The 24,746-nt window shown below is 41.5% G+C and carries 26 protein-coding genes and 4 tRNA genes; 16 read left to right on the plus strand and 14 right to left on the minus strand.

Annotated elements, in window-relative coordinates:
* Positions 1 to 68: 68 nt before the first annotated feature.
* A complete protein-coding gene (locus BB427_RS04285; protein ID WP_069019058.1) occupies positions 69 to 2,750 on the plus strand; it encodes an ATP-binding protein in 2,682 nt (893 codons plus the stop codon).
* A gap of 64 nt (positions 2,751 to 2,814) precedes the next feature.
* On the opposite strand, the gene BB427_RS04290 is transcribed toward BB427_RS04285, so the two are convergent.
* A complete protein-coding gene (locus BB427_RS04290; protein WP_069019059.1) occupies positions 2,815 to 3,651 on the minus strand; it encodes a hypothetical protein in 837 nt (278 codons plus the stop codon).
* Positions 3,652 to 3,785: 134 nt separating this feature from the next.
* Here BB427_RS04290 and BB427_RS04295 point away from each other — a divergent pair, with 134 nt between their 5' ends.
* The 3 genes from BB427_RS04295 to BB427_RS04305 are packed head-to-tail and all read left to right on the plus strand — an operon-like array spanning position 3,786 to position 5,620.
* The gene (locus BB427_RS04295; RefSeq protein ID WP_069019060.1) at positions 3,786 to 4,175 is read left to right on the plus strand and encodes a hypothetical protein; all 390 of its coding nucleotides are present in this window, start codon (positions 3,786 to 3,788) and stop codon (positions 4,173 to 4,175) included.
* A complete protein-coding gene (locus BB427_RS04300; protein ID WP_069019061.1) occupies positions 4,157 to 5,149 on the plus strand; it encodes an NAD(P)H-quinone oxidoreductase in 993 nt (330 codons plus the stop codon). The genes BB427_RS04295 and BB427_RS04300 overlap by 19 nt, the downstream gene beginning before the upstream one ends.
* A gap of 57 nt (positions 5,150 to 5,206) precedes the next feature.
* On the plus strand, positions 5,207 to 5,620 hold the full coding sequence (locus tag BB427_RS04305) for a GNAT family N-acetyltransferase (RefSeq protein WP_069019062.1): 414 nt from the start codon (positions 5,207 to 5,209) through the stop codon (positions 5,618 to 5,620).
* A gap of 21 nt (positions 5,621 to 5,641) precedes the next feature.
* On the opposite strand, the gene opgC is transcribed toward BB427_RS04305, so the two are convergent.
* The 5 genes from opgC to BB427_RS04330 form a co-directional block, all read right to left on the minus strand.
* Positions 5,642 to 6,742 carry an OpgC domain-containing protein gene (gene opgC / locus BB427_RS04310; RefSeq protein WP_069019063.1) on the minus strand — a complete coding sequence of 367 codons (1,101 nt, stop codon included), beginning with the start codon at positions 6,740 to 6,742 and terminating at the stop codon, positions 5,642 to 5,644.
* Between the two features lie 250 nt (positions 6,743 to 6,992).
* Positions 6,993 to 7,069: transfer RNA gene (locus BB427_RS04315), tRNA-Val, on the minus strand.
* 11 nt (positions 7,070 to 7,080) lie between these two features.
* Positions 7,081 to 7,157, minus strand: a tRNA-Val gene (locus BB427_RS04320).
* 124 nt (positions 7,158 to 7,281) lie between these two features.
* Positions 7,282 to 8,277, minus strand: coding sequence for a DUF3080 family protein (locus tag BB427_RS04325; protein WP_069019064.1), 996 nt, complete (start codon positions 8,275 to 8,277; stop codon positions 7,282 to 7,284).
* A complete protein-coding gene (locus tag BB427_RS04330) occupies positions 8,252 to 9,610 on the minus strand; it encodes an MATE family efflux transporter (RefSeq protein ID WP_069019065.1) in 1,359 nt (452 codons plus the stop codon). Before BB427_RS04330 ends, BB427_RS04325 begins: the two co-directional genes overlap by 26 nt.
* A 175-nt stretch (positions 9,611 to 9,785) precedes the next feature.
* Here BB427_RS04330 and BB427_RS04335 point away from each other — a divergent pair, with 175 nt between their 5' ends.
* Entirely contained in the window at positions 9,786 to 10,427 is a 642-nt protein-coding gene (locus BB427_RS04335) for a riboflavin synthase (RefSeq protein ID WP_069019066.1), read from the plus strand.
* A gap of 124 nt (positions 10,428 to 10,551) precedes the next feature.
* On the opposite strand, the gene BB427_RS04340 is transcribed toward BB427_RS04335, so the two are convergent.
* Together BB427_RS04340 and BB427_RS04345 are read right to left on the minus strand one after the other, a co-directional pair.
* Positions 10,552 to 10,755, minus strand: coding sequence for a CPXCG motif-containing cysteine-rich protein (locus tag BB427_RS04340; RefSeq protein WP_039495704.1), 204 nt, complete (start codon positions 10,753 to 10,755; stop codon positions 10,552 to 10,554).
* Positions 10,756 to 10,825: 70 nt separating this feature from the next.
* Entirely contained in the window at positions 10,826 to 11,680 is an 855-nt protein-coding gene (locus BB427_RS04345; protein ID WP_069019067.1) for a fructosamine kinase family protein, read from the minus strand.
* 125 nt (positions 11,681 to 11,805) lie between these two features.
* On the opposite strand from BB427_RS04345, the gene BB427_RS04350 reads away from it, so the two are divergent.
* The gene (locus BB427_RS04350) at positions 11,806 to 12,498 is read left to right on the plus strand and encodes a DUF445 domain-containing protein (RefSeq protein WP_069019068.1); all 693 of its coding nucleotides are present in this window, start codon (positions 11,806 to 11,808) and stop codon (positions 12,496 to 12,498) included.
* Between the two features lie 72 nt (positions 12,499 to 12,570).
* Here the strand turns inward: BB427_RS04350 and BB427_RS04355 are convergent, their stop codons facing one another.
* Positions 12,571 to 12,915, minus strand: coding sequence for a DUF3718 domain-containing protein (locus BB427_RS04355; protein ID WP_010371580.1), 345 nt, complete (start codon positions 12,913 to 12,915; stop codon positions 12,571 to 12,573).
* A gap of 452 nt (positions 12,916 to 13,367) precedes the next feature.
* On the opposite strand from BB427_RS04355, the gene BB427_RS04360 reads away from it, so the two are divergent.
* Positions 13,368 to 14,750, plus strand: a complete 1,383-nt coding sequence (locus BB427_RS04360; protein ID WP_069019069.1) for an amidohydrolase — start codon at positions 13,368 to 13,370, stop codon at positions 14,748 to 14,750.
* A 12-nt stretch (positions 14,751 to 14,762) separates the two neighbouring features.
* A complete protein-coding gene (locus tag BB427_RS04365; protein WP_069019070.1) occupies positions 14,763 to 15,992 on the plus strand; it encodes an amidohydrolase family protein in 1,230 nt (409 codons plus the stop codon).
* Positions 15,993 to 16,291: 299 nt separating this feature from the next.
* Here the strand turns inward: BB427_RS04365 and BB427_RS04370 are convergent, their stop codons facing one another.
* The 5 genes from BB427_RS04370 to BB427_RS04390 are packed head-to-tail and all read right to left on the minus strand — an operon-like array spanning position 16,292 to position 18,308.
* Positions 16,292 to 16,621 carry a TusE/DsrC/DsvC family sulfur relay protein gene (locus BB427_RS04370; RefSeq protein ID WP_045989037.1) on the minus strand — a complete coding sequence of 110 codons (330 nt, stop codon included), beginning with the start codon at positions 16,619 to 16,621 and terminating at the stop codon, positions 16,292 to 16,294.
* 5 nt (positions 16,622 to 16,626) lie between these two features.
* The gene (locus BB427_RS04375) at positions 16,627 to 16,881 is read right to left on the minus strand and encodes a DsrH/TusB family sulfur metabolism protein (protein ID WP_039495714.1); all 255 of its coding nucleotides are present in this window, start codon (positions 16,879 to 16,881) and stop codon (positions 16,627 to 16,629) included.
* Positions 16,878 to 17,237: a DsrE family protein gene (locus tag BB427_RS04380; protein ID WP_045989039.1), complete on the minus strand. Its 360-nt coding sequence runs from the start codon at positions 17,235 to 17,237 to the stop codon at positions 16,878 to 16,880. Before BB427_RS04380 ends, BB427_RS04375 begins: the two co-directional genes overlap by 4 nt.
* Complete coding sequence (tusD, locus tag BB427_RS04385; RefSeq protein ID WP_010604621.1) at positions 17,234 to 17,587, minus strand: sulfurtransferase complex subunit TusD; 354 nt, start codon at positions 17,585 to 17,587, stop codon at positions 17,234 to 17,236. Before tusD ends, BB427_RS04380 begins: the two co-directional genes overlap by 4 nt.
* A gap of 55 nt (positions 17,588 to 17,642) precedes the next feature.
* Entirely contained in the window at positions 17,643 to 18,308 is a 666-nt protein-coding gene (locus tag BB427_RS04390) for a Bax inhibitor-1/YccA family protein (RefSeq protein ID WP_010604622.1), read from the minus strand.
* A 297-nt stretch (positions 18,309 to 18,605) separates the two neighbouring features.
* Here BB427_RS04390 and BB427_RS04395 point away from each other — a divergent pair.
* The 8 genes from BB427_RS04395 (at position 18,606) to nhaC (ending at position 24,665) form a co-directional block, all read left to right on the plus strand.
* Positions 18,606 to 18,696 (plus strand) — tRNA-Ser (locus tag BB427_RS04395).
* A gap of 42 nt (positions 18,697 to 18,738) precedes the next feature.
* Positions 18,739 to 18,829 (plus strand) — tRNA-Ser (locus BB427_RS04400).
* Between the two features lie 181 nt (positions 18,830 to 19,010).
* Positions 19,011 to 19,388: a hypothetical protein gene (locus BB427_RS04405; RefSeq protein ID WP_045989041.1), complete on the plus strand. Its 378-nt coding sequence runs from the start codon at positions 19,011 to 19,013 to the stop codon at positions 19,386 to 19,388.
* A gap of 121 nt (positions 19,389 to 19,509) precedes the next feature.
* The gene (locus BB427_RS04410) at positions 19,510 to 19,968 is read left to right on the plus strand and encodes a GAF domain-containing protein (protein WP_010371559.1); all 459 of its coding nucleotides are present in this window, start codon (positions 19,510 to 19,512) and stop codon (positions 19,966 to 19,968) included.
* On the plus strand, positions 19,968 to 20,246 hold the full coding sequence (locus BB427_RS04415; protein WP_010371557.1) for a hypothetical protein: 279 nt from the start codon (positions 19,968 to 19,970) through the stop codon (positions 20,244 to 20,246). Before BB427_RS04410 ends, BB427_RS04415 begins: the two co-directional genes overlap by 1 nt.
* Before the next feature lie 15 nt (positions 20,247 to 20,261).
* On the plus strand, positions 20,262 to 20,912 hold the full coding sequence (gene proQ, locus BB427_RS04420) for an RNA chaperone ProQ (protein ID WP_045989042.1): 651 nt from the start codon (positions 20,262 to 20,264) through the stop codon (positions 20,910 to 20,912).
* Between the two features lie 10 nt (positions 20,913 to 20,922).
* Positions 20,923 to 22,959 (plus strand): carboxy terminal-processing peptidase, encoded by a 2,037-nt coding sequence (gene prc, locus BB427_RS04425; protein ID WP_069019071.1) that lies wholly within the window; start codon positions 20,923 to 20,925, stop codon positions 22,957 to 22,959.
* A gap of 224 nt (positions 22,960 to 23,183) precedes the next feature.
* Positions 23,184 to 24,665, plus strand: a complete 1,482-nt coding sequence (gene nhaC / locus BB427_RS04430; RefSeq protein WP_069019072.1) for a Na+/H+ antiporter NhaC — start codon at positions 23,184 to 23,186, stop codon at positions 24,663 to 24,665.
* The last annotated feature ends 81 nt before the right edge of the window (positions 24,666 to 24,746 follow it).

A 24,746-nucleotide genomic window follows, 5' to 3' on the forward strand; every position in this document is an offset into this window, starting at 1 on the left:
CTTGGGGGTAGAAAACTTGCAGATCAAATACCGAACCACAGGTAACTTTACTAAGGTAACTGGCTAGAATGCGTTTACTACTGATCATTTTCAGCATAATTCTGTTTTCTAGTTTCGCCTATGCAGATCAGGCTGTGTTGAAATTGACGCAGCCTTGGCAATATCAAAATTTACATCATGTTGGAAAGGCTTATGAGGCAAGTTCTAGTACAAGGTTTCCTCAAAGCTGGGATGAGTTGAGTGCATGGGAATCTATTCATGAGCCACTAAAGAAGAGAGCGCTGTTTTCTGGTCGTTATTTCTTGGTGACTAAAGTCAGAAATGAAACGCCATTGAATGAATTTGTGCTCTATCCATACAATACGGTATTGAGCAAAATAGAGTCGAGGATATATACACCAGAAACGGTCTTGCGAGTTTTTTCTGGGGGCAAGGTCGAAAATGAATTTGCATTTCATTATGGTAACCAAGTCACGTTAGAACCGAACCAAGATTATTATATCGTTACGCTCTTCGAGAGTGATTTCTTTTACACCCCTGTGAAGTTGACCATTGAGCCTCTGAGAGATTTTCAGCAGGAAGTGGTCTATGAAAACCTTATCATGACGCTTTGTTTTGGTGTCGGCATTGTTCTTGGGCTATATAACTTATTAATTTACATCGGCTCTAAAGATATCACTCATTTTTATTACGCATTATTTACTTGTGTGTGGGTATTTGCGTGGAGCCATTTCTTTCATATTCCCGACGAGCTATTTGGATTTTACTCTGCAAACTTGCATTGGTTAGGTTTTGCCCTTGCGCCATTAACCAACGCGTTATTTTATATCCATCTTTTAAAACTCAAGGATGTTCATCCAAACTATGTGTCGATTTCTATCTGGCTCGGAGTGATAGCAGCGCTTGGACTACCGTTTTGTATTCTTTTCCCAGGTTTTGGCTTTATTTGGGCAACATTAGTAACGGGGTTAGCGCTCTGTTTCGGACTATTTGTCGGTATTAAACGCTGGGTTGAGGGCTTTAAGCCAGCTCGCTATTTTGTGATGGCATATATCGCAATGGCGATCCCCAATATGGTGGGCAACTTAACTAACTTAAGTTTGCTGCCTGAATCGTCGAGTAACTTATATCTTTACGGTTTAATAGGTACTGCGCTTGATGCATTACTGTTGGCTTTTGCGGTTGCGGACAAATTTAGAATAACTAGTGAAGAAAATATAGAGCTCAATAAAAACCTTGAAGCAAAGGTGTTAAAACGTACTTATGAGTTAGAGCAGGTGGCTTCAGAGCTTAGAGATGCTAGTGAGGCAAAAAGTCGATTTTTGGCGAACATGAGCCATGAAATAAGAACACCAATGACGTCAATTATTGGTTATGCCGATGGCATTATGCTCGGAGATATTAAGCCGCATGAGCGTAATCACGCAATCTCTGTTATTTTACAAAACTCGCGTCATGTACTTGGACTAATTAATGACATTTTGGATATGTCTAAAATTGAGGCTAATAAACTAGAAGTTGAGTTGGTGGAGTCAAACCTTTTTCAAGCAATTGCGCATGTCGATTCGTTATTGGGTAAGCAAATTAGAGATAAAGGGCTTGAGTTTGCATTGAATTATCACTTTCCACTGCCTGATTTTGTGGTTATTGATCCCACTCGATTGCGGCAGATATTACTAAATCTCACATCTAACGCAATGAAGTTTACGACGGTTGGTAAAATCTCGATTGATGTGGCGTGTCAAAACGAGCGCCTTATGATCACGGTACGAGATACCGGGATAGGAATGACAGCGGATGAGCAAAAAGAATTATTTAGTGCGTTTTATCAAGCCGATTCTTCCACATCAAGGAAATATGGTGGGACAGGGCTTGGACTAAATATTTCCAAAAGCTTAGCGAGAAAGTTAGATGGTGATATTTCGGTAGAAAGTGAGGTAGGTTCAGGTACTGCCTTTACTCTTACTGTTGGCCTATATACCACCGAGAAAACAAAGTGGGTGCAAAGTCTCGCTCAAATTGGCGATGTTCGTGAACAAGGCACAATACCAGATGAAATAAATCAAGAGCTTAAAGGTGAAGTGTTATTAGCTGAAGATAACACAGACAATAGTAAGCTTATTAAGCGTATTTTAGAGCGTATGGGCTTATCTGTGACGGCGGTTGAAAATGGTCAGCTAGCGGTACAGGCGGTACTAGATAGTGATTTCGATTTGATATTAATGGATATTCAAATGCCGGTAATGGATGGTGAGCAGGCGTTTAGCTTTATTCAGGCTACGGGGTGTAGCACGCCTGTGATTGCATTAACTGCCAACACCATGCAGCATGAAATTGAGCGTTATTTAAAACTTGGATTTAGTGATCATCTCGCAAAACCTATCGATAGAGTCGTGTTCAGTCAAAAAATAGCCTATTATTTGGATATCCAAGTCGATGAGGAAGTTGATCTGCCCGAAGCTGAATTTTATCAGTTAAAGCAACAGTATATTTCTGGGCTGCATGAGCAAATCATTCAGATCAAGAACCAGGCTAAGTATCAGGATTACGATGCGTTAGCAAAAACAGTTCACGCGATTAAAGGCACTGCTGCGATGTTTGATTGTATTGATATTCATAAAATCGCAAACGAGTTGGATGTTAAGCTGAAGAATAAACAACTCGAGTGTGTAGAAGTACAGCTAACTGAATTACTTGGCGCAATGACAGCCGCTATTGAGTCAGAAAAGCAGCAAACCAAACAAGCTTAGTTTTCTACGCCTTATAAATATTTACAGCGGATAGAGTGACCGTTCAAGGATGCCATAAAACACTTTATCTTAATGGCTGCAGACTATAGATTTGACTTTTACTTAAGTTAGGGAAATCCTCCCGCTGCTTATAGTTAGCATATAGATTGGAAAATATGGTGGTTTTGGATAGTTTATCTAGGCTCGCAATAAATAAACGTCCACTGTTTTTGTCTCCTGATATTACACTGCTTTTACAGCACTGCTGAAATGAGGAAATAAGCGTTCTGATAGTATTCTTGTTGCCCATATCCTGTAGTGCAATTTCTGCTTCTATAAAGAATGCAACTCCACTCCAATAGACTCTTTGTTGCGCGTTTAATGACCACATATGTTCGCTCACTGTTTTAAGTGACCCTTTATTCATTAGCGTATTTTTTGCGCCTCGGCTGAGCCCTGAAATTAATCTTGTATGAAACTCCCCAACATTAAAAATATTGTTCTCTAGCATAATGACATTTTGTAAATAGGTAGCAAGTCCCTCTGCAAGCCAGAAATCGGAGTGGCCAAGCAAAGGATGATAAAGGTGAGCAATTTCATGGTACAAGGTCCAATCTTTAATCAGCACTCGGCTTGAGGTAAATCGTTTGATTTGGAGTAGAATAGCATCGGGTTCGCCACGTTGAACCGTACCCCATGGCACTGGCTCAGATGCGAATAAGTTCGGTTCAATAATAAATGGAAGCGTCTGCTGTTGTAGTGCTCCCAAGGTATGCTCTGTTGTTTCAACACCGCGCTTTAGCCAAGTTTCCACATGTTGTTTATCGCTGCTACTTATCCAGCCCTTATATTCGATTTCAATTTCGGCTGCCTGTGTAGATACAATTAAATTGAACGACAGTATTAGCATTAATAATTTCATTATTTTCTCTACAAGGGTTACTTCGTAAGTAGACCTGAGAACGCATTATTTTATTCTTGATGTTGAGATTATCTCAACTGACCTGGTTGGGTGATTATGTAAAACTGAGTAAAACAACGTTAAAAGGTAATAAGATGAAAGTCACCGCACTTAGTTTATTGTTATTGAGTCCTGTTGCTTTGGCAAACCCACTTTTAGGTACTTGGGAGTTTGTTGAGGGAAAATATGCCACCCCAGATGGCATTGTATCAGCGCAAGCGCCGAACTTGACGTCGATAAAGTTAATTACTGAGGCTCACCACAGCTACATTACGCAAAGCGAAGGAAAGTTTAAATACGCTGGTGGAGGGAGTTACAAAATAGAGGGAGATAGATTTATCGAAACCTATGAATATGGAAATGTTACTACCTTACTTGGTCGAACGATGTCATTCAGCTACAAGATTGATGGTAATTTATGGCATCATGAACTGTATGAAGATGGTAAGTTCGTCGAGAAGGAAGTATGGAAAAAAGTTCAGTGATCCCAAAGAAGATGCGTTATATCAGTCACGCATCTTCTCAGCTTCAAATCCAGTACACCGAAACACCAACATTGAGTGCAAAGCAAGTGCTAATCAAAGTGCATGCGTTTGGGGTTAATAGAGCTGACATTTTGCAAAAACAAGGGAGATACCCTGCACCTGAAGGCGATAGTGAGATATTGGGTCTGGAAGTGTCTGGAACGATAGTTCAAGTGGCGTCTCCTGAGTTTGAACATTTACTTGGTGATCAAGTGTTCTGTTTAACCTCTGGAGGCGGCTATGCTGAGTACGTGGTTGCACAAAGTGAATTACTCATGCCATTAACCGAAGGCTTGTCATTGAGCTATGCGGCAGGCTTAGCAGAAGTATATCTTACGGCCTATGATGCGGTTGTGCGAACTGGGCAGCTAAATTCTAATGGGGTTTTACTATGCCATGGTGGAGCTTCGGGTGTTGGCAGTGCTGCCATAAGGATTGCAAAAAGGCTAGGTGCAACGATCATTACGACCCAAAGTAGCAAGGAAAAGGCCGAGTACGCAAAGTCTCTGGGTGCAGATCACACTATTAATTATTTAGACTGTGATTTTGCTGAAGAAATGAAAAAACTTGGTTTGAAAGCAAATGTCATTGTTGATCCAGTCGGTGGTGAATACCTCAGAGCGAACCTAAGAGTTGCAGCAATGGATTGTCACTGTGTGATGCTCGCTATGCTAGGCGGAAGATATACAGAACTAGACTTTGCCAAGTTACTCGCGAAAAGGTTTAACTTGCACGGAAGTACGTTAAGAAATCGCTCTTTGGACTATAAAAGGGAATTAGTGAAAGATTTTCTGAATGAGTTTGGCTCGGACCTGTCGGATAAGACGATGAAGATACCAATATATAAGGAGTTATATTGGGATGAAATTGAGCAAGCCCACGATATTCTCGAACACAACCAGAACCTCGGGAAGGTGATAGTTAGAGTTAGTTGACTGTTTATTTATACAGTTGTTATTCTATCACTCTTAGTGATTAGAGGAGTGAATATTTTGACGTTCAAAATTGAAGAGAAAGTACCTTCCCCTGAGGAATATTGTGATTTGCGAATAGCCGCTGGATTATCTGCAAAATCTCTAGAAGCAGCCACAAGGGGACTGCCTAACTCATTATATGGAGTTGCAATTCGACATAACGAACAACTTGTGGCAATGGGCCGAGTGGTTGGAGACGGAGGTTGCAATTTTGAGGTCGTCGATGTTGCCGTCAATCCGCTTTATCAGGGGCAGGGATTAGGGCGTACAGTAATGGAATATATTGATGGTTACTTAGCTGCAAATGTGTTGTCGGGCTCTTATGTTTCAATGATTGCGGACGAGCCTGCTTTTTATAAAAAACTGGGTTACCGCCTTGTATCTCCAGCGAGTCAAGGAATGACAAAGAAGTTCACAGTGGATAAAGACTGAATCTTCCCAAACACTACGCATTTACGCTGCCTTGCTCTGTACTCCAAGTTGGTTTCTTCGATTGCTGGAACGCCATATTTGGTCAAGTCTTGCAGGTATCGCAAGTAACCCGATGAAAAATATGCAGATGAGTAAGTCCCAATACCAAGTTTGCGTTGTGTAAGCCTGGCTCCAAGGCTGCAGAAAATAAATGACTACGGTATGGAAAGCAAATACGGGTAACGCATGTTGCCCTAAAAATACGGGATACTTCAGCGTAAAGAGCCTCGGTATATGCCGGTTTAATAACATAAACAGGTAAACGGCTAATAATAAACTCAATTGATAAACTACCGAGGCGTTACCACTTCCTAAGAGATACGGCTCCATCAGTGCTGGAAACCAATGTTTAGTAATAAACAGAGCGGTGATACATGTGAGCAAGCATATCCGTACGGCAATGGGAAAATCAAAAGAATAGCCTTTATGGTGTTTTAGGTAGCTTAGAATAAAACCCATATAAAAGTATATTTGCCACGCTAAAGGGTCAAAGTAGCTCACATTGATTGTGATATCGGAAAATATATCGTTAAATGGACCAGCTAAAGGCTGAATTGTGACGTGTTGCGATAAAAGCCATATAAGGACAGAAGAAGTTGCGACTAACCAAAGTTGGCCACGATTTATAGCAAGTATTGCAAAAGGCAGAAATATCATTGGCACAAGATATAAGATAAGTATGTCATGATAACCTGGGTGTTCAAGCAATAAAATAGCCGAAATATAACTTTGAAAGGGGTTGTTAAACCAATTTTCTGCATTAAAAAAACCTGTCCACTGTTGGATATAAAACGGAAATATCCAAACGAATATGAAACTGATGGTAATGGCTGTAATATGAAATCCATATATGGTTAAACAGCGCCGCCATACTTTGCGTTGAAGCTGTGTTTTATTACTGCTTAACCTTCCGTAGACAAGATATGCGACAAATCCAGACAAGAATACGAAACCCTCAGCCGCTGTTACAAAACCTAAGGGTGCTCTAGTGAGTTGAGGGACGAAGTGACCATATAAATGGTTACAGGCAATAATAATTAGCAGCCAGCCACGTAGGCCATCGTATGCTAAATTCCTTTTCACTGTTCCTACCCCAAAGCCTGAAAGTTAATCTACTACTCTGTACCTTTTTTACTTATCATGCTAATGAAATAATTTAATATAGACCTGATTATAGTGGAGAAAGTGCTATCTTTTTCGACTTTAGTTGAATTATAAAGATTTAAAATAGGTACAACCGAGTGGATCCGAATTACCGACCTTTGGCGTGGGTTATAGAGAGTAGGCAATGCTTTTTCTTTTTGGATTTAACTAGATAGTAAATATTGTAGAGTGGTACAACCGAGTGGATTCGAACCACCGACCCCTACCATGTCAAGGTAGTGCTCTAACCAACTGAGCTACGGTTGTATTATAAGATTTGGTACGACCGAGTGGATTCGAACCACCGACCCCTACCATGTCAAGGTAGTGCTCTAACCAACTGAGCTACGGTCGTACAATAACATTTTCTTATTAATTGTTTTCAGGTCTGTGCCTGTCAACGCGTTGTAATATATAGTGACTCAGCTAACGGATCAAGCGGCTTTCAGTAATTTTTTGATTGTTTGCCTTTTTTTTGTTCATACTGGAGGGATTTCACACAGCTCGTAAAATTTTTGCCACCATTTTACGTGTGCTTTCGCAGAATCTTTAAGGTTATCCAAGTGTTGTTGAAGCGTGAGCGGGTCGGCAAGGTTATTATTTTGATACAATAGGTGGATAGGTTGCCAGGCTGAGATCAACTCTTCCATAGAAAGAGAGAGCATCGCCTGATAAGGCTGAAGAATGGATAAATAATATTTGTTGAAGATATTGTTTATGACCTGTGCCTGCTTTTTATTTCCGCCACTTTTGCAAATATCATTTCTCAGCCTAAGTTGTTGTAATTGGCTTGTAGTCACATTATTCAGTTGAGTCTGCTTACGGACGCTCGTCACCAAAGATGAGACAAATCGCTGAGAAAGCACTTTTATAGCGGATGTGAGTGTGGTTGGGTTGAGATTTTCTGGCGTATCCATGTTTATTGCCAGCTCTGCAAGCTCGTTAATTGCCTCTAGCATGTTGCTGTGGGCTGCTGGCAGCTCTAGTGGCACTTCTTCAGCAATTAACAAACTCAAACTTGCCAACTCTCTTTCAAATGTCATCATATGAAGAAAGTAACGTGGAAGCTGTTGTTTCTTTTCCTGAACTGCTTGAGTTAATGTTTGTTGCAGCTCGTCGCTCGTGTTTGGGTGCTGAATGCAGAGAGGCGCTTGTTGAATAAATAAGATGTTGTATTTCAAGCGTTCGCTTGGGTAACTAACTTTCCCTAATTGATTATTGTGCGCAGCGATGAGATTTGTGACTTTGCAGTGTCCAGCGGTCGCGATGTCTAACATAGAGATAGTTAGCTCACTTGTCGGCAATGGTACTTTTTGTACCTCCGGATTGTAAAGTGGTGCTGTGTGTACCACCTCTATGTCAGTCGCGCTCGCCAAACGTTGTTGATATTCAACAGCAATATCGCTCGGCTGCTTGCTGCAGCCGGCCAAAGTAAAAAGTATTAGCGTACTAGCTATTCGCTTGACTAATCTCAAATTTCACCCGTTTGTTTACGCATGTCACCAATAATACTGCCGCCGTACTCAAGCCAATAATGATACCAATCCAAAAACCTTGAGGACCCATTGCAGGCGTTATTAAATCGGTCTTTGCTAATACATAGCCTAATGAAAAGCCAATTAGCCAATATGATACAAAAGTAACCCAAGATATTGGTTTAGTATATTTTAGCCCCCTTAACACTCCATTTGCCGAGACTTGTAATGCATCGGGTAATTGGTACAAACAAGCCAGCACCATAATGCTGGTTGCAAGAGCGGCTACTTCAGCATTGTTGGTATAGAGCCAAACAATCTGATCTCTTCCTATATACGTAATGAGTGCGACAAATAGTGCAATTAAGGTGGCCAAAAGAAACGCGGTATTCACTGAAAGTTTGAGTTGGTCTAAGGCACCTTGTCCAGTTAGATTACCGATCCGTATTGCAATAGCCATCGACAAACTTAAAGGCATCATAAACAGCATAGTAGTGACGCTGGCAGCAATTTGGTGACCAGATACGGAAATAGGACCTAGATCTGCAATAAATAAAGGAATGCACGCAAATAGCGTAACTTCAAAGAAGGTTGCCAATGCAATTGGAAAGCCAAGTGCTGCAACATATTTCATCATAGATAGACTTGGTTTAGTAAAACCGCTGATTAGGGCCTTTCCATCTATGTGTTTACTCTTCAAGCTATACAGCCACTGTGCAATTGCCATTGACCAAAGCACGATAGATGTAGCTAGGCCACAGCCCGCACTACCAAGCGCTGGCGCGCCAAATTTACCATAGATAAAAATATAGTTAGCAACGACATTGATACAAAGACCAACAATGCTGATGTAAAAAGCAGGCTTTGTTTGCCCAACCCCTTCGGTGACATTGCGGTATACCGTGAAGATCAAAAAGCCCAATAGACCCCATTTCACAAAATCAATATAGCCTTGAGCGAGGGTCTGAACATTCTCACTTGCTCCTATATTTGAAAAAACCATAGAAGTAAAGTTCGCTAAAACCAAACCAACGGTAAAAAGCGCTAAAGCAAGATACAAGCTTTGCTGGAAAAATCGTTTGATCCCTGCGGTGTCATTAGCACCATGGCAATGCGCAACAATACTCGTAAGTGCAAGTAAGATCCCTTGTAAACTAAAAATCAAAGGGTTCCAAACACCCGTAGCAATAGAAAGAGCAGCTAAGTCTTCAGCACTGACTTGACCTGCCATCATCGTATCAACGACGGTCATTAAGACTAAAGTAACTTGAGCGAGAAAAACGGGGATCGCAAGTTGAAGCAAGCGTCTGGCTTCCCAAGTTGAAAAATTCATGGTGAGATACTACTTAAGGCGTAAAAACGTTAGTTTATTTTAGTGCTTTGTTTTAAGCAAAATTTTGCGGCTAGCAGTCGCAACTATTTTTATCTAGTTGGATATTCAATATAAATTCAGTACATCTCTTATTGCGATTTCGCTACAATCTCAAGGATAAACTAAGAGGGTAGATATGTTTACAGGAATTGTTCAAACAAAAGCGACGGTGGTGTCGGCAAAGCAGGTCGATAATATTTTAAAATTAGTTATTTCTGTTGGTGCTGAATACCTCGATAAGCTGACCTTGGGTGCGAGCATCGCAATTAACGGATGTTGCTTAACTGTGGTGCACTTCGAACAGCCAGAAAATGACGTGGTAGGACAAGTTTGCTTTGATGTGATTGATGAAACATTGAGACTCACTAATCTAGGTGAGGTACAAAGAGGGTCGCAGGTAAATTTTGAACGCTCGATGACATTTGGGACAGAACTCGGCGGTCATATAATTTCAGGCCATATTCAAACAAGCGCGAAGATCAGTGAAATACATCGCAACGAAGGCAACTGTAGGATGCATATAGCCTTGCCAGAAGCGTGGCATAAGTATGTTATGTACAAAGGCTTTATCGCGGTAAATGGTGCGAGTTTGACTGTGGGGGAGCTTGACCATACCGGCTTTTGGTTACACCTAATACCTGAAACGCTGGCGCTTACCAATTTGGGTACGGTGCGTGTGGGAGATACTGTGAATATTGAGGTTGACCAACAAACCTATACGATTATTAATACCGTTGAAAACTATATGAAAAAGCAAACTCTATTGAAGCACAACTAGTACTTTGCCCGAGTAATACCCTTTACGTCTATCTGTAGGCACCAAAAGTACAGGCTGATGTTGTGCCAACCTGATAAGCAGCTCGCAAATGAGCTGCCCTTTATCTATAGCACTTCTGCTTTGGTTAAAACACTTGCTCGTCGTCGCTATCAACCCTAAGCTCAAGCTTATTGTGCAGTTGGTCTAAGTGCATATTTAGGTGTATTGGATTGCAACAAGCAGCACAGTCTTCGTAGTAGTCCTGATCGCCTTCACTCGCATCAAGATTGACAAAAATATGATGTCCACAATGCGGACATTCAATACGTTGTTGATATAGGTTTTTCATTGGCCCTCCACCTGAATTGGCCAAACTAAATACCTTTTAACTATAGCGCATTGTGACGAAAATATGGCAGTTATTTGAGCAGGGCTTGCACTTGTTCAGCCGCGTCCCGTATGTACTTGCCAGCAAACAAGTTTGCTTGCACTAAAAGAGGATATAAGCGATAAATGTCTAATCGCTCAGGTGCATTTTCTGCGAGTGGATAGATAGACTCGTAACCACGATAGAAGTCATCTGGCAGCGGAGCGAATAACGAAGCCATAGCAATATCAACTTCTCTATCACCGTAATAGCAAGCTGGGGAAAATAGCACGGGTTTTTGATGGCTAAAGCCAATGTTACCATGCCAAAAATTACCATGAACCAGAGACGGTTGAACTTGGTGCGGAAGGAGTGGCTTAAGCTGCTCCACAAACGTATCAATATCAGTGAGGATAATCCCTTTTTCAGCAAGCAATTGCAGTTGCCAACCAATTCTTTCCTCAGCAAAAAAAACTTCCCATTTTTTGTGCCATTGATTTGGTTGCGGCAGCTCATGAATATAATTATCTTCTTCTAGGCCGTACATTTCCTGTTCATGACGTTGGTGCATTTTAGCAAGGCTTTGACCGCACTCAAGCCAGTTTTCATTGCGATGATCAAGTTCTAACCATTCCAGCACAATAAAGCAGAACTCAACACTCGTACCTAGGGTAATTGTATCGGCCACAAGGAAATCAGAGTCGCGAATAAGCTTTTCACGATTAGATGCTTCACATTCAAATCGCTCTAAAGCCTGAATTGGAGCAACTTTGACCAAAAATTGATGGGTATCGTCTGCAATCTTATAAAGTTTTTTAGACCCATAACTTTTTAAGGTTTGCTTTGAAGTAAACTCAAAAGTGTCATGGAGAGATTCAGAGATTTGTTGGTTGACTTTGTTCCACATAAGTTAGATCCAACATATTCACTTACTCTAAAATATGGTTGAAATTCTCAAGATCACAAATACTTGAGGCCTTTTTCTAAAAAAAATAAAATATCGCGTCTGTCATTTTATCCAAGGGAAGTACATTGAATAAAAATATCATCACCAATTTACTGGCGATACTGCTAACAGGTACTGGCTTCGTACTAGAAAACGACACGTTGTTTTCGGTTGGATTGTTTTCACTATCTGGCGCAATGACGAATTGGTTAGCGGTACATATGTTATTTGAGAAAGTGCCTTTCCTCTATGGCTCAGGGGTTATTACGCTTAAATTCGAGTCGTTTAAAGCGTCAATTAGAGAGCTCATCTTGAGCGAGTTCTTTAGTAGAGAAAAACTAGAAAAGTTTATCGGCAAGGAGCATCCAAAGTTTGACTTGGCGCCTATCGCTAATAAAGTCGATTTAAATCCAGCATTTGACCGTTTGTTAAGTGTCATTGAAGCGTCGCAATTTGGTGCGATGCTGCAGATGTTTGGTGGGACTGAAGCTGTACAACCGCTGCGAGAGCCATTTATTGAGAAAATGCGATTAGCAATAGTTGAGCTCGGTGAACAGCCTGAGTTTGATGCTGCAATTAGTGAGTCGCTTAGTAACGGTCTACTCGGTGATGATTTACATCAAACCATTGAAAAAGCGGTAGATGAGCGACTTAATGAGCTAACGCCGAAAATGGTAAAGGAGATTGTACAAAACATGATTAAGACTCACTTAGGTTGGTTAGTTGTATGGGGAGGCGTCTTTGGGGGTCTATTTGGGTTATTGGCTGCAGTTGTATAGCTGAACAAAGAAAAAGGCGCAGTCAGGGATTGCTACGCCTTGCTTTTTTTGTTTACAAATATGTCGACATGACTACTTAGATCCTGAGACAAAAATGGTCTTTTTATCTAGTTTAGCGATGTCTTTAATACTGGTTTCTACTTTACTGTCTACACCAAGGAAGTCAGCAGCTTTATTAAACCCGTAGGTTGCTGCAAATTTGCCGACTGGCATATCATTGCAATGTAGTTTTTCTTCTACAACACGTTTTTTTAGGTGGTTCTCTTTAATGGTGTGGAACAAGTGAATCTTATTGTCTTTGACTACCGACATACAAACTTTAGTCGCTTTACTATTATCCGCAGCAACAAAGTCTGCCGCAGATGCGGTACCTGCGATCAGAAGCGAGGTTGCACATACTAAATTGAACAGTTTCATGGTTAGCTCCTTGGCTATCTCTAGGACACGTTCTTAGTATTACTAAAGTTGCTGCAGAATGCTGTAAATCAAGTAATTCCGAATGTAATAGAGTATGTCAAATGTGTGCAGATTTTCTATCTATCTGTAAAGTATTAAATTATTTTGTTTCTAAGGATACAAATAGCAAAAACTTTTTTCACTTTAAAATACCATTATCGATAATTTAACACTTCATTCTTAGATTTACTTCCTCTTTGCTACTTATGCCACTTGATGTGTTAAAACGTGTCAATATTGACGCTAATTTACATTCGGTTATGGTAACTAAGGCTTTTCTAAATTACTCACTGATGACAACATGCGTTATAATGTCCGGACGTTCGTCGTAATTACTTGTCACTAAAACTCATAATTGCGTAAAGTGCGATGGCATGAGTTAAAGTCACAAAAAAACAATAGAGATGACAAAAATGTATAAATTTGCTCCCTCCATAGTCGTAGCTGGCATTGCCGCAGCTTTGATGGGCTGTCAGGATAACGGCCCACAAAAAGAAAAAGTTACCATAGAGAAAAACCCATACCCAAGTACTTACAAGCCTGTACCTTCTCAGTCAACCTTAATCACTAATGCTACCGTTCTAACCGGTACGGGTGAAAAAATAGAACAAGGTGATGTATTTATCGTTGACGGTAAAATCAAGCAAGTTGGTAAAGACCTATCTGTCACGGCAGATATCACCATTGATGCTGAAGGTAAATGGGTAACACCTGGCATTATCGATGTGCACTCTCATTTAGGAGCTTACCCCAGCCCAAGTGTAGAGTCGCACAGTGATGGTAATGAAATGATTAACCCTAATACTTCTCAAGTATGGGTTGAGCATTCTGTATGGCCGCAAGATCCTGGCTTTAACCGAGCTAGAGAAGGGGGGATCACCACGCTACAAATCTTACCTGGCTCTGCAAACCTATTTGGTGGTCGTGGTGTTACCTTAAAGAATGTGCCAGCACCAACAATGCAAGCAATGAAATTTCCAGATGCGCCCTATGGGTTAAAGATGGCATGTGGTGAGAATCCAAAGCGTGTATACGGCTCTAAAGGTGTCGCCCCTTATACGCGTATGGGTAACATGGCAGGATACCGTGAAGCTTGGATTGAAGCTGGTGAATATAAGCGCGCGTGGGAACAGTACGAAGCCGAATATGCTGCTGGATTGAATCCGGATGCACCAAAACGTGATATCAAGTTCGATACGCTTCGTGGTGTGTTAGATGGTGAAATCCTGATCCATAACCATTGTTATAAAGCAGAAGAAATGGCAATGATGATCGACTTGTCTAAAGAGTTTGGTTATCACGCAGGGACGTTCCACCACGGTATTGAAGCATACAAGATTGCAGATCTGTTAGGTGAAAACGGTAACTGTGCTGCGCTTTGGCCAGATTGGTGGGGCTTTAAGATGGAAGCCTATGATATGGTTCAGGAAAACGTTGCAATTGTTGATGCAGTGAAAAACTCATGTGCGATAGTTCATTCTGATTCAGATACCACAATCCAACGCTTGAATCATGAAGCCGCAAAAGTGATGAACACAGCTAACCAGTCTGGCTTTAACATCAACGAGCAGCATGCAATTAAGTGGATCACCTCGAACGCTGCTAAGTCGTTAGGCATTCAGAATAAAACTGGATCGCTTGAACAAGGCAAACAAGCCGACGTAGTAATTTGGAACACCAATCCGTTCAGCGTGTACTCTCGTGCAGAGCAGGTCTTTGTAGATGGTGGTAAAGTCTATGATCGTCACGATGAAAAATATCAAGCGATTAGTGATTTTATGTTAGGTCAAAAGTAAGGAGTTGATGAGATGAAAACCATGAAACTAACCATGATCACTAGCGCATTGCTAGCTCACTCTGTTGCTTTTGCCAATGTTACCGCAATTACTAATGCAACGATCCATACCGCGACAGATGCGGGCGTACTTGAAGGTGCGACTTTAGTTATCGAGAACGGTAAAATAAAAGCGATTAATCCAGATAACGTGACTGCTGATGTAACGATTGACGCCAGCGGTAAGGTTATCACTCCTGGCTTTATCGGCTCAATGAACCAGCTTGGTTTAGTTGAAGTCGGTGCTGTTGCTGCTTCTCGTGATGCTGGTGATGACGATGCCGGCGTAGACTTTGACACAAGCACCGCATTTAATCCACGTAGTAGCTTAATTGCCTATGCAAGAAAAGGCGGTGTAACGCAAAACTTTGTCGCACCTTGGGGTGGTAAAAGTGAGTTTGCAGGGCTTGGTTTTGTTGTTGACTTATCTGGTGAATTTAACAGTGTGACTGACAAGCAAACAGCGTTAATTATTCATCTGGGTGCCAAAAGCAAAGGGTCTCGTGCAAAAGCGTTAGATAACGTTGTTAAAAAGCTTGAAGCACAGCAAGAAAAGCTTGCTAAGAAAGACAAAAAAGACGAGGGAAAACCGAGTTCAGAAGAACAAGTGTTAACTCAAGTGCTTGCGGGTGACATGCCTGTGATAGCGACGCTTTCAAGGGCGTCGGATATTCTTGAAGCGATTAAGCTAAAAGAAAAGTTTGGTTTAGATCTGATTATTCAGGGGGCAGATGATGCGGTAGTGGTCGCTGAGCAATTAGCTGAGGCGAAAGTACCAGTTATTTTGAGTGCGGTATCAAACCTACCAGCTAGCTTTGACTCAATGCATGCAAGTCTAGATAACGCAGGTAAGCTTGAGAAAGCAGGTGTCAATGTCATCCTGTCAATTGGTGGTGACGGTAGTCATAACGTCTACCAGCTACGCTTTGATGCGGGTATTGCTGTAGCAAATGGCATGAGTCATGAAGGCGCACTTAAGGCAGTTACCGCTAACCCAGCAAAAGCACTGGGCATTGATGGCGGTGTGATTGAAGCTGGTAAACGTGCAGACATCGTAATGTGGAGTGCGGATCCTTTCGAATTCAGCACCACAATCGATAAAATCTGGATCAATGGTGAGGAAGTGTCTACTGAGTCACGCCACGATAAACTAAGAGACAGATATACGACAGATTCTGATATGCCTAGAGCGTATACAAAGTAATGTTTTTATATAGGGCCTCATTTGAGGCCTTTTTTAATTCGGTTGTCCCGTCCTAAATAACCTGAGATTTGGGTAAGGAATGAGCTAACTAATTGTTCTTAAAATTAATTAAATTATTTCCTTATCTAGCCAGAGAGTTTTAGGGATAACTCCGCTCTCGCGTCCTGCTACCGCCCAGGTACCTACATCCTTGTAGGCAAGACGAATTTACGCACCAATAGCAGGCTATTGGCAGTGAATTCAACGCAGTTAGCGCTAAAACTGGCTGCTAGAAAGGCATTAATTATCCGAAGTTCAGGTTAAATACATTTGGCGGGTTTTGGCAATCCTGCTATTTTTGTTGCTTGTTTGGCTGGGCCTTTTGGAAATAGCTTATATAAATAGATGCTATTTCCTTTATCTTCGCCTAGTGCTTTAGCCATTGCTTTTACCAGCATGCGGATCGCGGGGCTGGTATTGTATTCGAGATAAAAATTTCTCACAAACTCAATGACTTCCCAATGTGCATCTGAAAGCTCAATATTTTCTTCTGCGGCTAGAAGTGGTGCTAAATCTTTAGTCCATTGAGTATGGTCTAGCAAATAGCCTTGTTTATCTGTCTCGATAGTTTGGTTGTTAAATTCTAGCATGATGATTACCAAGTAATTGAATTGTTCATCGTAATGGTCAGCTCAACCCAATCTTTGTCAGAGATAAGCTCTACTCCGGCCTCTGGGACAATGCCTCTGGCACTGGCGCAAGTTTGCAGCATCACCACATTTGCATCTCCAGCTGAGATACGCGTTTGCCCAAAGCAGCCATCATTACATAATAAAATTGTGTCGTGATGGGATACAAACTGCAGCTGATCGCATGCTTCGATACTAGAAATAATATGTAGCGTACTCATAGTGTCACCACAAAGTCATGTTGTTTGATTAACGCAAGGATTTCATGTTGATTTTTGATTTCAGTATCAACAGCAAGGGAGTGTGGCGATATGTTAAACTCCTCCATCGCTGACTGACAGGCATAAACCCGCTCGACATCATAAATTTCCAGAGTTTTTAATTGCTTAAACATGTCTTTTAAACCCAGTAGTGGAGCATTGAGGGTTTTCTGGAGCGATAGCACAGCAGAACCGGTAAAAAGCCAACTTACTTGTTGATCAATCGCTGCATAGATTAGTGCGACATCGAGCGCTTCTTTCAGACTATTTTGGTCAAATGGACTGGTTTGAGAAATAATTAACACGTTTTTACTCATTTAAACTGCATCCACTTATCAGACTTACTTGAGATCATGGCAAACTCCGCAAGGCCTGCAACGGTGAAAGGGCTAACGTCTTCGATGCTAACGCCGCGTTTTTCCGCAGCGGTGACACACAGCAACAGGGGGATCCCTTTATCTTTGATGCGTTGCCAAAGTGCGTTGACTTGCAATTCGTCGGAAGCGTGTACGATATTTTGACTGGCGTGATAAACACCATCTTGGTATAGAAAGATACACGCGATTTGATGGTCACTTTTAATAGCGGCATCGACATACCGCTCTAGTAAAGTTAACTTTGACTGTGCAGCTACGCCAAAGTGCACTGATATGGCTATTTGACTCAAATTTTACTCATAAAAAAAGCCCCGTAATGGGGCTTATTTTATCAGAAATTCTGAGTTAGTCATCCGACGCGCCTAAAAGGGCAAGGATACTGGTAAATAAGTTATAAATACTTAAATACAAGCTCACAGTTGCAAGCACGTAGTTTGTCTCGCCGCCGTTGATAATTCGGCTTGTATCATAAAGGATAAAGCCAGACATTAATAAAACAACTGCCGCGTTAATTGCCATAAACGCGATGCTCGATCCAATGAACAAGTTTACTAGGCTTGAGATAATAACCACGATTAAACCAACCGTTAAAAAGCCACCCATAAACGAAAAGTCTTTTTTCGTAGTTAGTGCATAAGCTGATAAACCGAAGAAAATTAACGCTGTTGTGCCAAGTGCTTGTGCTATCAACATGCCACCATTTGGTAGTGCTGCATAGTGATTAAGCATAGGCCCAAGGCCGAAACCTAAAATACCAGTAAATAAGAATACAAGACCGATAGCAGAAGATGAGTTTGCTTTTTTACCGATAACAAATAGCAAACCAAATGCAACTAATGAACAAACAATACCGGTAAATGCTGGTAAGGCCATTGTCATTGAAATTGCGGCTGTTACTGCACTAAACGCTAATGTCATTGCCAATAGGAAGTAAGTGTTTTTCAACACTTTGTTTGTTTCCATTGTCGACATGACAGGTTTTGCAGTGTTGTATGAATGATTGAATGCCATGATTCAAGCTCCTTAATAAAACATGCTGATCCCAAAAATAACTAAGATAAGAGTATCAATTGTTATATGTTGGGGCAATGATTTCTGGATCAATATCTGTCGTTAATTGGGTCTCTACGGCAATAGTTACTCAATACGTAAGACTTTGAATATTTTCAAAAGTTCGCTGAAATATTTAAAATACGCATAATTTTGACTGGTTCTTAGACGATTGAGCCAAATTTTACGCAAACGATCAAATAATTGAAAAAAAAGCTTCACAAGCGCATAGGGATTCTCTATTATTCGCCCCGCTGCGGAGAGATGGCTGAGTGGTTGAAAGCACCGGTCTTGAAAACCGGCATACGTTAATAGCGTATCTAGGGTTCAAATCCCTATCTCTCCGCCACTTATTTTAGATTCATGCTATTGAGCGTGGATAACAGGTTTTGGAGAGATGGCTGAGTGGTTGAAAGCACCGGTCTTGAAAACCGGCATACGTTAATAGCGTATCTAGGGTTCAAATCCCTATCTCTCCGCCACATTTAAAGCCCTCAAATTTGAGGGCTTTTTTGTTTCTGATATCAGAAATCTCCCGTATTGCGATTTCACCAGTATACTCTCGAAAAAATACCTATTAGACCAAAGTCGGCTAGTGCCGAGGCACTGCTTGCACAATACTCAATAGAGTTGAATGAATAATAAGTGTAGAGAGTGTTGAATATGAAACAAGTTAGCAAAGGGGTTGGGTTCTCTTTATTATCACCGTTAATCGTGGGTGGTGTGCTTGGGATTTACTACAGCTTTACACTCGGTCGCAGTGAAATGTTCTTTAACTTACTACTGAGCGCAATTTCTAACGCATATATCGTTGGTCTTGCAATGTGCCTTTTCGTTGTTCCTGGATATATCCTTATGTTTAGGTACAACAAGGTGCAATATGGTGGTCTGTTAACACTGGGCTTACTTGGTGGTGCGGTATTTAGCTATCTTTTCGCGGCACAATCGGGGGTCGGTTTTATTGTTAACGCCTTAATGTCAATGCTCGCCGCGGGGCTATTCTTGTTTGGTTTGCGGGCAGGTCATCGTAAAACTGAGTGATAATTAACCGAGCAGTGTCAGTTTTACAGATAATTAATACTTTTTCAGTCGAAAAGGTTTTAATTATTTCTCCGAAAGAGTACCTTTAGCTTTTGTCGTTCAATTCGTGAATTTGATGGTAATGCAAAAGCAAGACTTTTATCAGACTTTAGTTAAACAAGCTCAAGGGCTAATCAGTGGTGAACACAATGTGATTGCCAATATGGCAAACTTGAGTGCGCTTTTATTTACAACTCTTGAAGATATCAACTGGGCAGGCTTTTATCTTATGGATAGCGCTGAAGAGTTGGTTCTTGGGCCATTCCAAGGCAACCCAGCCTGCATACGAATTCCTGTTGGTAAAGGGGTGTGTGGTACAGCCGCTGCAACTTGTGAAACGCAATTGGTTGAGGATGTTCATGCGTTTGCTGGCCACATTGCTTGCGATGCAGCATCAAATTCAGAAATTGTGATCCCTGTTTTCAAAGATAATAAAGTGATCGCCGTGCTAGACATTGACAGTCCTAGTCTGGCAAGATTTGACGAGCAGGATAAAATCGGATTAGAAGCGTTAGTTAAAGCGTTTGAGGAAACGCTTTAATGAAAGATATGCTTCAGGTACAAGATTATTTGTTTTCCTACGCCGATGTTGGTGATTGGGAAGGCGAAGAGGAAGTTGTTGCAGAACGCTTAAATGAACTTATTCATCACGCATGGGATTTGCTTCCCGAAGATTTAGACTGTGACACAATAGATAGGCTCATAGAAGGTATTTGGGAACATCTTCGCGGTGATTTAGCGCTTCTTGAAGCAGATATAGAAGAGCTAATTGACTGGGTTACACACTATATAAACTCGTCGCTCGATGAGCAGATGTAATTAATAGGTTTAAAAATGGAAACCACAAACAAGCTAAAAGACACAAATGAAGTATTAGACTTCTTATTTTCAGAATTTCCTAACTGCTTCAAGCAAAAGGATGGGATTAAGCCATTAAAGGTTGGTATTTTCAAAGATATCGCTGAGCGTATTGAGGGGTCTGACAAAGTCAGTAAAACTCAAGTACGTCAAGCACTTCGTAAATACACTTCAAACTGGCGTTATCTCGAAGCAGTCACTAAGAACGAGTTTCGTGTAGACTTAGACGGCAACCAAGCAGAAAAGGTTGAACAAGAGCACGTTGAACACGCAGAAAAAGCATTGGCCGAGAGCCGTGCAAAAATGGCTAAGCGTAAAAAGCCACAGCGTCCAAACAATCGCGATGGCGAAACAAAATCTTACAAAAAGAAACCTCACTCTAGGGATCGTCAAGACCAAAAACGCCCTAAAATGAGTAGTAAACCTGCTGAAGTTAAACCAAAGCGTAGTGGTAAAGTTGAACCTTTACCGGCTGAACAGGTCAAGGTTAATAACAAAGTTAAAGTTAAACTTGGTCAAGCGCTTGTTAACGCTACTATCACTGAAGTCAAAAATGATGAAGTGCACGTAGAGCTTGTAACAGGAATGCAAGTTAAAACTAAAGCAGATAGCCTATATATCCAGTAAGGAGTTGTATATGAGTAAAAAGTTACCACTCATTTCCCTAGTCGCCGCGTTCGTATCGAGTGTTACTTTAGCCTCAACAAGCACAGTCACTATTAAGGACTTGCCGGTTCTTAAACCTGAAGCGCAACACACAACGGCTAGTAAACGAGTGACTAACCTATTTACTCGACAACACTACAAACGCTTCAGCTTTGATGACAGCTTATCGGATAAAATTTTCGATCGTTACGTAGAAGCCATCGACTTTAATAAGTCTTTGCTTCTACAGTCGGATATCGATAGTTTTCAACAATATCGTAAGCAATTTGATGATGCATTGATCTCAGGAAAACTGGGTTTTGCTTATGATATGTTTAATCTAAGCATGAAGCGTCGCTTTGAGCGCTATGATTTTGCCATTAGCTTACTCGACAAAGAAATGAACTTTGACAAAAAAGATGAGTTCATTTTTGATAGAGAAGAGCAAAATTATGCAACCGCGACAAGCGAACTTGACGAATATTGGCGCCAGCGTGTCAAATCTGATGCGCTTCGCTTAAAGTTGACTGGCAAAAATTGGGAAGAGATAAAAGAAGTCCTTACCAAGCGCTACAAAAACGCGCAAAAACGTCTAGTCCAAACGAACAGTGAAGATGCATTTCAAGTAATCATGAATGCGTTTGCACGCAGTATTGAAGCGCACACATCCTATCTCTCGCCACGCCGAGCCGAACAGTTCAAAATGGATATGGACTTAGAGCTGGAAGGGATTGGTGCGGTATTAAGTTACGATGAAGATTACACCGTGATCCGTAGTTTAGTTCCTGGCGGCCCTGCGGACAAAACCGAAAAGCTTAAGCCGGACGACAAAATCATCGGCGTAGCACAAGATGATAAAGAATTTGTAGATGTTATCGGCTGGCGTTTAGATGATGTGGTCGATCTCATCAAAGGCCCGAAGGGGACCAAGGTTCGACTTCAATACCTTAAAGGTACTGATAGTCACGGTACGCCTAAAATCGTTGAAATTGTTCGTGACAAAGTAAAATTGGAAGATCGCGCAGTTAAGTCTTCTGTCTTTGAAGCCAAGTATTCTGAGCTACAAAGCAAAATAGGCGTGATAGAAATCCCGAGTTTCTACAATAATCTTTCTCAAGATGTAAAAACTGAAATCGCTAAACTTAAAGAAGCCAAAGTAGATGGGGTTATCATTGATCTTCGCCAAAATGGTGGTGGCTCACTTTACGAAGCGACCCAGCTATCCGGTCTATTCTTTGACCAAGGTCCAGTTGTTCAGATCCATACCGCTTATAACCGGGTTGAAAGTCAACAAGATAGAGATGGCATTACCTTCTACGATGGACCTTTGACTGTTTTGGTTGACCGCTACAGTGCATCGGCATCCGAGATTTTTGCTGCTGCGATGCAAGATTATGGCCGAGCGGTGGTGATTGGTGAGCAAACCTTTGGTAAAGGCACTGTGCAACAACATCGTGGCCTCGGTAAAAATTACGATTTATTCGAAAATCCTTTGGGAAGTGTAACCTACACTATTGCGAAGTTTTACCGTATCGACGGTGGCAGTACGCAACATAAAGGCGTGATCCCTGATATCTTGCTACCTTCGGCAATCAATCCTGAAGAGTGGGGAGAGAGCCAAGAAGATAATGCACTGCCTTGGGATAGTATTGTTCGAGCAAAATATGCGAGTCTAGATAACTTGTCGCCTACTATTCAATACTTGAGTAAGCGCCATGATGAGCGAGTAAAAGCAGAGCCAGAATTCGAATATATTTATAAAGATATTGAAGAATACAAAGCGCGCAAAGATGATAAGGCGATTTCATTAGTTGAAGCCGAGCGTATCAAGGAGCGTGAAGAACGCGATGATCTGGTATTGAAACGTACTAATGAAAGGTTGAAACGTCTCGGTTTAGAACCGGTTAAAGACTTGGATGATGCACCAGAGGTTATTTCGGAGTTAGACCCTTACCTTGAAGAGGCTGCACTTATCACGCAGGACCTAATTTCATACGGGCGGATAGCCAAAAACGAAGTTAATAAATAATAAAAGGCGCTTCAAGCGCCTTTTATTATGCCTTTTACACTTACTTTTACTTTACAAATTTTGTTATCATCTGCCAGATTTTCTAAGCTGATACTCTTTTGAGGCTTTTTGAGAATGGTGCGTGGCTCGACCACTGGCAACCTAGCTACTCAAAACGGCTCAAAACGGTATACTGCAAATAAAATAATTATAAGCATGGGTCGTCGTGCGTAGGAGTATTCCTTTTGAAACAACAAAAACAGCCGTCATTTATTGACGCTCTTATTCCGATCACTTTGTTGGTCGCTTTGCTCGGTGCTGCGGTGTACCTCTATGGTGACAGTTCATCATCAGGTCCAAACCAAATAGCCTTGCTTTTTGCAACATTCACTGCGGCGCTCGTCGGCCTAAAAAATGGTTTTACGTGGAAGACGCTTGAAGAAGCGATGATAAAGGGGATCACTATCTCTCTTGGTGCCATTATCATTTTATTGATGGTAGGTGCTTTAATAGGTACTTGGCTACTGTCTGGTACAGTTCCCACACTGATTTATTACGGACTACAAATTATCAACCCAAGTTGGTTTTATGCCGCGAGTTGTTTGATTTGTGGGATTGTGGCGATGAGTATAGGTAGCTCGTGGACGACGGCCGCAACCATAGGTGTAGCGCTATTAGGTGTAGCGACTGGGCTTGGCTTAGATCAGGTCGTAACCGCAGGTGCAGTCATTTCAGGTGCCTATTTTGGCGATAAGTTAAGCCCATTATCTGAAACCACGAACTTAGCGCCTGCAGTTGCCGGTAGTGATCTATTTGATCATATTCAACATATGCTTTGGACCACAGTACCTAGCTTTGTAATCGCACTTATTATATTTATTGTCATGGGCTTTAATGCTGAAGCGTCAAGCGAGGCGGGGCGAATAGATGAAATTGTGTCGATACTACAAACTAATTTCAACATTAACCTGTTAATGCTAGTTCCTTTGCTGGTGCTGCTTGGGCTTGCTATCAAGAAGATGCCTGCTTTTCCGGCGATTTCAATCGGCGCGGTGATGGGGGCGATATGGGCAGTACTGTTCCAAGGAGATCTTATTGCAAGTCAAATTGATGCTAGCCAAGGTGAGTTAGTGGGCTATGTGAAATTGGTGTGGGCGACTTTCTTTGATGGTTTTGCGTTGCAAACAGGCGATGCAAAAATGGACGACTTGTTAAGTGGCGGTGGCATGTCATCAATGCTTACGACAACTTGGCTGGTGATGACGGCATTGATGTTTGGTGCCATTATGGAAAAAACTGGCTTACTTGATGTCTTCGTACGCAGCATTCTTAAAATTGCAAAAAGCACGGGCTCACTAATTGCCTCGACTATTGCAACTTGTATTGGTACAAATCTAGTTGCCGCGGATCAGTACATCGCGATTGTTGTCCCCGGTCGTATGTTCAAAGAAGAATATAAAAAGCGCGGTTTGAAGAGTGTAAACCTCTCTCGTACGCTGGAAGACGGTGGCACAATCACCAGCCCACTGATCCCTTGGAACACCTGCGGCGCATATATGCAAAGTGTACTACTTATCAATCCGTTTGATTATGCCATGTACGCATTCTTTAACTTGATCAATCCTGTGCTGGCGGTCATCTACGCGTACCTTGGTATCAAGATCCTTAAGATTACGCCACCAACGGTAAACGCGGAAGAACCAAATGAGAAAACAGAACAAGCGTAAAATAGCGCATTTGCAATCTTGATTAGGCCTTTTCCAACAGGTCAAATAGAAATTAAACGCCTATCCTTAGAATTGGCGATA

The sequence above is a fragment of the Pseudoalteromonas sp. BMB genome (genome assembly GCF_001709235.1).
Lineage (GTDB): Bacteria > Pseudomonadota > Gammaproteobacteria > Enterobacterales > Alteromonadaceae > Pseudoalteromonas > Pseudoalteromonas maricaloris.

What these genes read in the sequence shown, in the direction of transcription:
- BB427_RS04285 (WP_069019058.1), top strand. Translation starts at nt 69, where the DNA reads ATGCGTTTACTACTGATCATTTTCAGCATAATTCTGTTTTCTAGTTTC.
- BB427_RS04290 (WP_069019059.1), bottom strand. Translation starts at nt 3,651, where the DNA reads ATGAAATTATTAATGCTAATACTGTCGTTCAATTTAATTGTATCTACA.
- BB427_RS04295 (WP_069019060.1), top strand. Translation starts at nt 3,786, where the DNA reads ATGAAAGTCACCGCACTTAGTTTATTGTTATTGAGTCCTGTTGCTTTG.
- BB427_RS04300 (WP_069019061.1), top strand. Translation starts at nt 4,157, where the DNA reads ATGGAAAAAAGTTCAGTGATCCCAAAGAAGATGCGTTATATCAGTCAC.
- BB427_RS04330 (WP_069019065.1), bottom strand. Translation starts at nt 9,610, where the DNA reads ATGAATTTTTCAACTTGGGAAGCCAGACGCTTGCTTCAACTTGCGATC.
- BB427_RS04335 (WP_069019066.1), top strand. Translation starts at nt 9,786, where the DNA reads ATGTTTACAGGAATTGTTCAAACAAAAGCGACGGTGGTGTCGGCAAAG.
- BB427_RS04340 (WP_039495704.1), bottom strand. Translation starts at nt 10,755, where the DNA reads ATGAAAAACCTATATCAACAACGTATTGAATGTCCGCATTGTGGACAT.
- BB427_RS04345 (WP_069019067.1), bottom strand. Translation starts at nt 11,680, where the DNA reads ATGTGGAACAAAGTCAACCAACAAATCTCTGAATCTCTCCATGACACT.
- BB427_RS04355 (WP_010371580.1), bottom strand. Translation starts at nt 12,915, where the DNA reads ATGAAACTGTTCAATTTAGTATGTGCAACCTCGCTTCTGATCGCAGGT.
- BB427_RS04360 (WP_069019069.1), top strand. Translation starts at nt 13,368, where the DNA reads ATGTATAAATTTGCTCCCTCCATAGTCGTAGCTGGCATTGCCGCAGCT.
- BB427_RS04365 (WP_069019070.1), top strand. Translation starts at nt 14,763, where the DNA reads ATGAAAACCATGAAACTAACCATGATCACTAGCGCATTGCTAGCTCAC.
- BB427_RS04370 (WP_045989037.1), bottom strand. Translation starts at nt 16,621, where the DNA reads ATGCTAGAATTTAACAACCAAACTATCGAGACAGATAAACAAGGCTAT.
- BB427_RS04375 (WP_039495714.1), bottom strand. Translation starts at nt 16,881, where the DNA reads ATGAGTACGCTACATATTATTTCTAGTATCGAAGCATGCGATCAGCTG.
- BB427_RS04380 (WP_045989039.1), bottom strand. Translation starts at nt 17,237, where the DNA reads ATGAGTAAAAACGTGTTAATTATTTCTCAAACCAGTCCATTTGACCAA.
- BB427_RS04390 (WP_010604622.1), bottom strand. Translation starts at nt 18,308, where the DNA reads ATGGCATTCAATCATTCATACAACACTGCAAAACCTGTCATGTCGACA.
- BB427_RS04405 (WP_045989041.1), top strand. Translation starts at nt 19,011, where the DNA reads ATGAAACAAGTTAGCAAAGGGGTTGGGTTCTCTTTATTATCACCGTTA.
- BB427_RS04410 (WP_010371559.1), top strand. Translation starts at nt 19,510, where the DNA reads ATGCAAAAGCAAGACTTTTATCAGACTTTAGTTAAACAAGCTCAAGGG.
- BB427_RS04415 (WP_010371557.1), top strand. Translation starts at nt 19,968, where the DNA reads ATGAAAGATATGCTTCAGGTACAAGATTATTTGTTTTCCTACGCCGAT.
- proQ (WP_045989042.1), top strand. Translation starts at nt 20,262, where the DNA reads ATGGAAACCACAAACAAGCTAAAAGACACAAATGAAGTATTAGACTTC.
- prc (WP_069019071.1), top strand. Translation starts at nt 20,923, where the DNA reads ATGAGTAAAAAGTTACCACTCATTTCCCTAGTCGCCGCGTTCGTATCG.